The organism is Granulicella aggregans (assembly GCF_014203275.1).
In the GTDB taxonomy this organism is placed as follows: Bacteria; Acidobacteriota; Terriglobia; order Terriglobales; family Acidobacteriaceae; genus Edaphobacter.
The window spans coordinates 1-8,105 of the sequence record NZ_JACHIP010000055.1 but is presented as its reverse complement, the minus strand read 5'-3'; the positions used below and the strand labels follow the sequence as shown (position 1 = coordinate 8,105).

The window sequence follows — 8,105 nt, the reverse complement described above, 5'->3', positions numbered from 1 at the left end:
CTCGTTCTGAAGCTGAATATGCTCGATCACACCGCTTTTCTCGGCATACACGCCGGTGATTCCGTTGATCATGATTTCGCTGATTGTGGGGTCCATAATCAGCGCCTGTAGATCTTCGGTAAAGAACGGTAGCACCTTCTCCCATCCGCTCTGGACGCTCACTGTTTCACCGCCGGGTGGAACGTCGACCCGTCACCCACGATCGGATCGACCGAGACCCGGTTCTCATGAAACTCTGTGATCGTCATACCGAGAGGGTTGATCGTCTCGTACTGAGGATTCGTCTTCGCCTGGTCGCTCACCTGAGCAGGGTTGAGATAGTAGGTGATTGAGGCCATCCAGTGCTCTGTGCGGGGCTTGGTCGACGTGCGCGGTGAGTAGATGAGGTCGAAGCTTTCGAGCGCCGTTCCACGCGACACGATGGCGTTCTCGATTTTCTCTGTCGTCATCGACGTGATCGTCACGTTGTTGACCTGGACCTCGCTCTGCTCAACCATCCCGCTCACAACCTGCGTGATGAGGTGGTTATTGTTGTCCTGGAGGATGAGCTGGCCGGCGAGAGGTGCGGAGAGGAAGTAATAGTTCATGGGGTATTTCTTCGCCATCGTCTCCCGGTTGATGGTGTGCCGGTAGTTGGTCCAATCCGTCAGGTAGGTGCGGATCTCGCCTTCGCGGGGGCTGTAATTGAGATCGCTATATTGAATTGCCTGTGCTCTCCCGGCCTCATCTATGCGGACGTAGCGGGTGATGGCGGGACGGTGCGAAACAATCACCAAAGCGGCACTGAGAACGACAGAGAGGATACCCAAGGCACCGATTGCAATCTTCGCCATGCTGCGTTCGCTGTAGTGCGCCGAATAGACCTGGTTGGCGATCTTGTCGGCTTCGACATGCTGTGGGGGAGTGAGAGCACTACTGGGCACTGCGAGGTGTGTGGACACTTGAATTCCTCTCCTGGATCTGGGGCTTGGGTTTGCTCGTCTGAAACAGGCCGAGACCGCGTAAAAAGACAAGGAGAAAGAGCGCGATTATGAAGATCTTCCCCAGCAAAGGTGCGCGACGATAAAGCATCATGATGGTGAACATTTGTCTCTAGCCTGCCGCCGCAACGAATGCGCCGATCTTCTCTACCGTTTCGCCGATCTTTCCAGCAATCCCAGCCCCACCTCCGAACATCATTTGCGTCACGCTCGGGATTAGGAACATATTGAGGATGAACGCGATGTAGATCGTCGTGAACGGGATGAGGTTGGCAAGCCAGTTAGCGATGGTGTAGTTCTCTTGAAACGTTTGGTGCATGAAGCCTGTAAGAAACTGCGACCAGACGTAGATGAAGGCGGCGGCCACGGCCCGAATCATCGCCAAACTCAGGAGCACCTCAACGAAGTGAAGGAACTTCCCGTGAAAGGTTTCGGTCATGTAGAGAGGGATCATCAATGGGCCAAACAGGGCGGCGACAGCATAGAAGATGAGACCGCTGCAATTGATCAGGAAGATGATGCCTGACGCTATGCCGAGAAGAGCTTGGACGTAGTAGTAGCAGATGTATTCCATGGGGGCTAACGTGGCGGGCATGTCGGTTTTTTGCCCTGCCTCCGCGATCAGGGCGGTCATCTGATTGAGCTGGGCGTGATCGAGAACTTGTGAAATCGCGGCGGCGATGTAGCTGAACATGCGATTGAAACCGAAGTTCGCGCCAGGAAGGTTCGTAACCCAGTAGTGTTCGATCACGCAGCAAAACAGCAGGCGGAATAAGAAGGTTCTGAGTTCGTCCAAGCTGACCGAGCGATTGCCACCGAAGTGCGCCGACCAGGACGACATCCGCACAGCGATGCCGATCAGGATCATGGTTGCGATGAAGGTCAGCAGCAGCATGCCAAAGTCCGAGAGGGCTCCACCGTTCTGCAACGTGAGATCGGTCAGACTTTGGGTGAACTGACCGAGCCAATCAACTACTGGGGGCGGTGTATTCATGGTGTCACTCTCGCTCGCTTTGGGGTGGACCGTGCTGGAACGTCTGAGGTGTCGTACGGATCGAAGGTCAGTGAAAGGTTCTGTGTGGCAGCGAGCGCCCCGTTGAGGCGTGCTAGTGCTATCTGAGAGCGCCGGGCTTTTCTTTGTCGGTTGAAAAGGGCGGTGCTGAGAAGTCCCAGCACCACGACGAGCAGAAGGGCAATCAGTGCCATGTATCCGGAATCCATTTCAGCCTCAGTAGTACGTGGTCCACGTCTGCGAGCTGTTGCCGAGATATGCAGGATTGTTGGCTTGCTGGGTGATCTTGTAGTTGGCGTCGTTGAGCGTGAGCGACGCCTCATTACGCTTGTCCATGTTGGTCACCGCAGCTTGCGCCGCCATGCAGGCGTGGAGCTGGCCTTGTGCGTGCTCCTCCTCCATGCGCTGTGCATTCTGCATGTTCAGCAAGTTGAGCTGTTCCACTTCACTGTTCGTGTTGTCGCTCGTGTCGTAGACCGAAGTATTGAGTGCTGTGTTGGCTTGCAGGTTGGCGGTTCGACTGGCTTGGTAGGCTCCGGAAGCGGCTAAGCATTGGCTTGATGCCGCGTCCATCGCCTCAATGTGTGCGAGGGTTGAGAGCCTTTGGCTGTTCCCGACCACTTCCTGGCTCCAGAAGCTGGACGACGTGCCGGAGATCGCAAGGTTCATGATCTTCCAGACCAAGCTCGAGTTCTGGGATTGACCGTTCATCTGGGCCTGGAGGCCAGCGGTCTCCCCGTACGTGTTCTGCACGGAGCCGTGGAGCAAGGCATTTTCCGCCGTATGCCAGATCTGCTTCGTGTTGAAATACTTCAAATTGTTGAAGATCGTGTTGTAGGTGGTCACCGATTGTTGGTAGGTATTCAGTGCTGTCTGGGCAATCGCGACATCTTGCTTGAGCTGCTCGATGAGTGTGAGGTTACGTTGAGAGCCGGACGCAATCTGCTGTGCCTGATTGAGAAGGCTTTTGTCTTCGTTGTAGATCTGTTGAACGGCGTGGGCGGATTGGGTGGGATCCAAGACGATACCGCCGAACTGCGCGTGGGCTGGCACCGCCATCGCGAGCGTGGCGGCTCCGCTTGCGAGTGCAACACTGAGGGTTTTGAGGAACTTCTTCATGCAGGATGCTCCTAGAGGGTCGGGTTGACGCGATGTTCCGCGTAGGAGGGGATCAGGATGTCTTTGCCGATGTAGACACGCGCTCGAGAACCTTCCTTGAGCGTGATGATCGGCAGCCGATTGAGGAAGTGATTGAGGATCTGCTCGCTCTCCTGGCTGGTTTGCGAGGAGAGGCCGTTGCGGATTTGGCTATCGGCGGTTAGAACGCTCCCGTTGTTGCCGATCTGCGCGAGTCCTCCCAGGCCCCCGATGGCGGCAGCGGCGGCGAACGCTTGTAGATAGCCGTGGTCAACGTTGGTGGCAAGGCCCGTAGTCCCGATTTGATCGAGGCCCGCGTACTTGTCGATGTCGATCGAGAAACCATCTGGACAGACGGCACGGTGGAACACAACGGCTAGCTTGTGCTGTTGCTGATTGCCGACAGCTGCCACTGCTCCGATAAGCCGCGTTCCCTGGGGCAGGAGAAGGTTCTGGCGGTCATGCGAGTAGTAGTCCGTCGTGAGCATGAGGAGAACTGGCCCGGACATGCCCCCGTCGACATGGTTGGTAATGATGCCTTCTAGGACCGTTCCCTCGAAGACACGGTAGAGTTTGCCGCCGTACACATCGAAGTCGTAGGCAGCAAGCGGGTCTTTGCCTTTCCTCTGATCGGGCCTGGAGGCCTCCTCGGACGACGCCGGCTCCTGCGTGGCAATCGACTGATTTGCTACGACCGTCGGCCCGGTCACGGTCGGCGATGCAACGGTCGGTCCCGCTACTGAAGGAGACTCTCCCGCCTCGTGGGTTTGAAAGTCGACCGCCACGGTATCGCTGTTGAGTGCATCCAACCGCTTTTTCTCACGCTCTGCGGCCTTTTGCTTGGCCTGCGCCCGGGCTTCCGATTGGGCCGATGTTTGCTGAGGGGCATTTGGGCCGGTGCCGTAGATCGCCGCACTCTGCGCTGGGGTCATGGGTGCGGTGCCATCGGCTTCAGGCGGTGCGAGGGCAGCACGTTCCTGCGCCTGCATCCCCCTTTCCTGGGCCTCCATATTCGCGATCGACTGTTGGAGCTTGGCGTTGTCAGCGTCGCTCTTCTGAATCAAGGCTTGCTGTTTCTCGAAGCCGTTCACTTGCTGCGTATCGGCGGTGGATGGCCTCGATTGCAGCGTGCTTTTCGCCGGTTCTTTTTTATGGTTTCCGGTGAACATGTTGTAAGCGGTCGAAGCACCGATGAGGACGACCGCCCCGGTCAACACGAGGACGATGGGCATAGTTCTACCGATGGGGGGCTTCCCTGATGGCACGACGGGGACGGTTCCCATTAGTTGGCCTCCTGACGGTGGAACTCAACCTTGGATTTGCCGACTGCGACGTAACCGTTCTGGAGAAGCTTGGGCACGGTGTAGAGGCCATTCGCGAAATCGAAGTTGATGAGGGAGCCTTTGCCGTCCTTCAGCTCGTAGACGACTGGGGGTTCCTCGAACTTGCCCTGGAGGTAGGTGAACTTGCCGTCATCCCAAATTTGGCGCACGCCGAGCGCCCTGGCCTTGCCTTGATCCCATCGGTAATCGAAGTGGAGGCTGCTGGGATACGTGCTCTGGTACGTCTCCTGGGCGGTCTCGGCGGTCTTCTCGTCGGCTGCGGCGGTCGCTTTGGCTTGGGCCACTTCCCTTTCCAGCCGATCTTCTGTCTCCTTCACCTCTGCCGCTGGGATGAAGACCGGAGCCTCGGCGATCTTCTTCTGGGCTTCCTTGTCGGTCTGCGTCAGAAACACCGTCGAGTCGCAACCTCCAGCCGGGTCCGCCGAAACCTCGCGCAATTCGAGGGTGTAGTCGTTACCGTGGTCGGAGATGATGTGTACGTTCGTGCTGCTCTTGGCAGCCGCCGCCTTCGGCTTCACGCTGATGAACCGGCTGGCGACGTGACCGGCGTTGAAGATCCAGTCGTCTGTGTTGCCACCGAAGACGGTAGCGACCTTCTCCTCGGTGGGCAGCTCCAGTAGAGTCGACGCGTTGAGGCAGGCGTGGATGATCGGAGGAGCCGCCGTCGCATTGACCTCGATCGTACGAGGGGCTTTCTGTTGGGCGTGGATCGCGGGTACGGCGTAAGCGGAGAGCGCGAGCAATGCGCTTTCGGCGATGATGAGCGAGGTCTTCATAGGTCGTCTCCTGATGGGTTGAGGATGATGGCTGTAGCGGGGAATCTTTGTTTCGTCTGGCTGAAATTGCAAAATTGCAAAACGTTGGAATGTTTAGTCTTTGCTTCTGTTCCTGAAACCGATAACCGCGCCGTCGTTGGCTGTGGCAATGTGGGAGACGGCAGCAGCTTCGCCGTCTTCCAAAGGGCTGTGGGAACGAGGTGAAACAGCTTTATCGATTTCCATAGCCCTGTCATTTCCATAGCCAAGCTCTCGGGGTAGGGGCGATCAGCCGTCTTCGCCTGCGACGAAACGGGTAATGCCTTCCTCCAAACCCCATTTCTCGATCAAGCGGCCTCGGCGGGCGCGATCCTTTGGCTTGGTGGAGAAAATGGCATAGCTGCGAGGGTCAAGATTGAGGGTCACCACCTTCGTGATTCCATCCCGGCGCATCAACAGGCCTTCGCGCGGCCCCAGACTCTCGAAGAGATTCAATTGCTGCTCGGTCATCTTGAACAGCTCGCCGTAGAAATCGCGATTGAACGTTGCATCAGGCAGCAGCAGAAACGACGTGCAGGAGTTCACGATGCTGTCGGCGTGCTCCCCAAGATCGGTCGCGGACTGGCCGATGAGGGTCACACCGCCGAGATTCTTGCGAACCTGCTTGATGCTGGCCAGCGCGCCCTCTAGTAGCTGCTTGTTCTTGAGGTTTGAGAAGAGCTCCTCGATGACGACATGCTTGGGAACGCCAAGGTTCTTCGGGTCATACACAACGTCATCGATCCGGCGCAGCAGCCACACCATCAGCGGTTCGATAAGATCGGGATAGTCTTTGGCGACGCCCGCGAAATCCCAGCACTGGATGCGCGAAAGACTAAGTGAGTCTTCAACATTGTCGAAGATGGCGTGATACACGCCCTGCCCAACCCACTTCGCAAGGTACCGGCTGAGATGCTTCGGAAGGAGCAGGTTTGAGAGCCTGCGGATCTTCCGGTCAATGAGGTACATGCCCTGCACCTCTTTGAACACCGCGTCCTCGTCCTCGGGGCTGAGGACGGCCCCACCGTTGGTCAGGAGCATTTTGACGAAGTTGTAGAGGTACTTGATGTTCTTCTCGGTCGGCTCCAGCGCGAACGGATTGACGCGCGGCCCGTCCAGACCGATGCGATCGACCCTGCCGCCGTATAATTCCACCATGCTCTCGTAGCTGTTGCCGACATCGAAAATGTAGGTAAATCCGTTATATTTCCGCTCCAGACCCAACATCTGATTTGTGTGAACTGACTTACCGGTTCCCGTGGGTCCTATGGTGAGTTGCACCCGCACCCCGTTCACATAGGCATCCTGGAAGAAGGGCGTGCCTTGCCGGGTCTCGAAGACATTCAGGTACTCGCTGTCGAGATCGTCAGAAAGCGGATGACCGATGTTCGGGGCAAAGACAGGCGAGAGGCGGGCGTGATGGTCTTCGCCCAGCCAAAGGGGAAAGACGTTGTAACGGTGGTTGCAAGGGAACATCGCATAGAACGCGGAAAGGTTCCCGATGGTCTCCTCAATCACCGTCGCCTGTGCGTCCACGAACGTCCGGTGAACCACTGGCGCGTTCTCCCTCAGCTCCTCGGCGCTCTTCGCCGAGAGCAGTAGGGTCACGGTGTACTTGCCCTGTGCCTTCTTGTTCAGATCCTTCACGACAAGGCCGAGATCATCGACACCTTCGGACGCTGCCTTCGCGCCCGCTCCCTGGTCGAGGGCGGCGAAGTTCTTGCCCGCCATCACCCGCTGAAAGATGCCGACTTTGAAGAAGTCAATCCACTTCTCCTGGGCGCTGATCTCCTTACGCACGGTCGATGTCGACTGCGGCCTCCAAGTGGTGCAGAGCACGCTATCGCAGGTCAGATTCGTGATGCCGTTGTAGAGGCAGGGTTGCGATGCTGCAGGCGTGCTCGTCAGCGAGAACATCTGCACATGGCGCTTCCCTACCCGGAGATGATCTTTCTCCCAGGAGATCGCGCTGTTCACGATCTGCTGATCGACTCCCATGTCTGAGATCAAAGGCGTATGGCCCGCCCACTCTTCAAGGTTGAAAAGCTCACAGAAGAACTTGAAGACTCTTTCCTTGTTTAGAACCTTCAGCCCGATCACGCTACCCAGGTGGGTTTCGAGGATGTCTGCGGCCTTTTGCAGCTGGTGTATCAGCCGGTCGTTTTCGTCTGCCAGAGCCTTCGGCTTGGCCGCAAACGGGTTCGAAAGCTCCGGTTCCAAGGTCAGGCACCAGTGCAGGTCGATGCGACGAAAGTTGGCCGTCTTCGCCAAGAACTTAAGGCGATGATCCACAAAGGATTCCGTGATGGGATCGGCGTACTGGGCCTGTCTAGGAATGTCGAACCCGGACGTGACCCGCATGTATTGGTAGAGCGAAGACCCTTCGGCCAAGCCACGTAAGCCCGTCTCGACGGCTCGCACCCTGGCGTTGATCTCTGCGTCTGTGAGACCTTCCTCGTCGACCCCTGCGACTTCACAAAGGATGCCGTAGCCGCGCGTCTTCGTCGCGAAGATTGTGGGCGTGACGAACCGGGCGATCGGGATGATGCTGTTCGCCGCCCCTGAATCGGTGAACCACTGGTTAGCGTTTGCGCGGGTCATAGTAGCTCTTCTGGGTCCAGCTCAGACCCCACAGTTGGAACATCTTTGGGTGTTTGCGAACGATCAGCCAGCAGACGGCGGTGATCGAAATGAAGATCAGGATGGAGAGGAAGAAGTACCGAAGCAGGAGAGCCAGCATCGAAGTAATCACAATGCCCATCCAGATTGGCAAGCTCAATCCGAGCTTTTGCCGGGGTTTGTTGAGGGCTTGATTGATCGACAGTGGCTCTCCACGCTT

Annotated in this window: 7 protein-coding genes; all 7 read right to left on the bottom strand. The window is 57.3% G+C overall.

Annotated features, from left to right (window positions below):
* Window positions 1-158: 158 nt before the first annotated feature.
* Window positions 159-941, bottom strand: coding sequence for a VirB8/TrbF family protein (locus HDF16_RS29760; protein ID WP_184224528.1), 783 nt, complete (start codon window positions 939-941; stop codon window positions 159-161).
* Window positions 942-1,092: 151 nt separating this feature from the next.
* Window positions 1,093-1,974 (bottom strand): hypothetical protein, encoded by an 882-nt coding sequence (locus tag HDF16_RS29755; protein ID WP_184224526.1) that lies wholly within the window; start codon window positions 1,972-1,974, stop codon window positions 1,093-1,095.
* Window positions 1,975-2,208: 234 nt separating this feature from the next.
* Window positions 2,209-3,111, bottom strand: a complete 903-nt coding sequence (locus tag HDF16_RS29750; protein WP_184224524.1) for a hypothetical protein — start codon at window positions 3,109-3,111, stop codon at window positions 2,209-2,211.
* Between the two features lie 11 nt (window positions 3,112-3,122).
* Window positions 3,123-4,412, bottom strand: a complete 1,290-nt coding sequence (locus HDF16_RS29745; protein WP_184224523.1) for a TrbI/VirB10 family protein — start codon at window positions 4,410-4,412, stop codon at window positions 3,123-3,125.
* Entirely contained in the window at window positions 4,412-5,248 is an 837-nt protein-coding gene (locus HDF16_RS29740; protein ID WP_184224521.1) for a TrbG/VirB9 family P-type conjugative transfer protein, read from the bottom strand. The genes HDF16_RS29745 and HDF16_RS29740 overlap by 1 nt, the downstream gene beginning before the upstream one ends.
* Window positions 5,249-5,515: 267 nt before the next feature.
* Window positions 5,516-7,867, bottom strand: coding sequence for a VirB4 family type IV secretion system protein (locus tag HDF16_RS29735; protein ID WP_184224519.1), 2,352 nt, complete (start codon window positions 7,865-7,867; stop codon window positions 5,516-5,518).
* Window positions 7,848-8,105: VirB3 family type IV secretion system protein (locus tag HDF16_RS29730; protein ID WP_184224517.1), on the bottom strand; the 258-nt coding region annotated here is incomplete at its 5' end. The genes HDF16_RS29730 and HDF16_RS29735, both read right to left, overlap by 20 nt.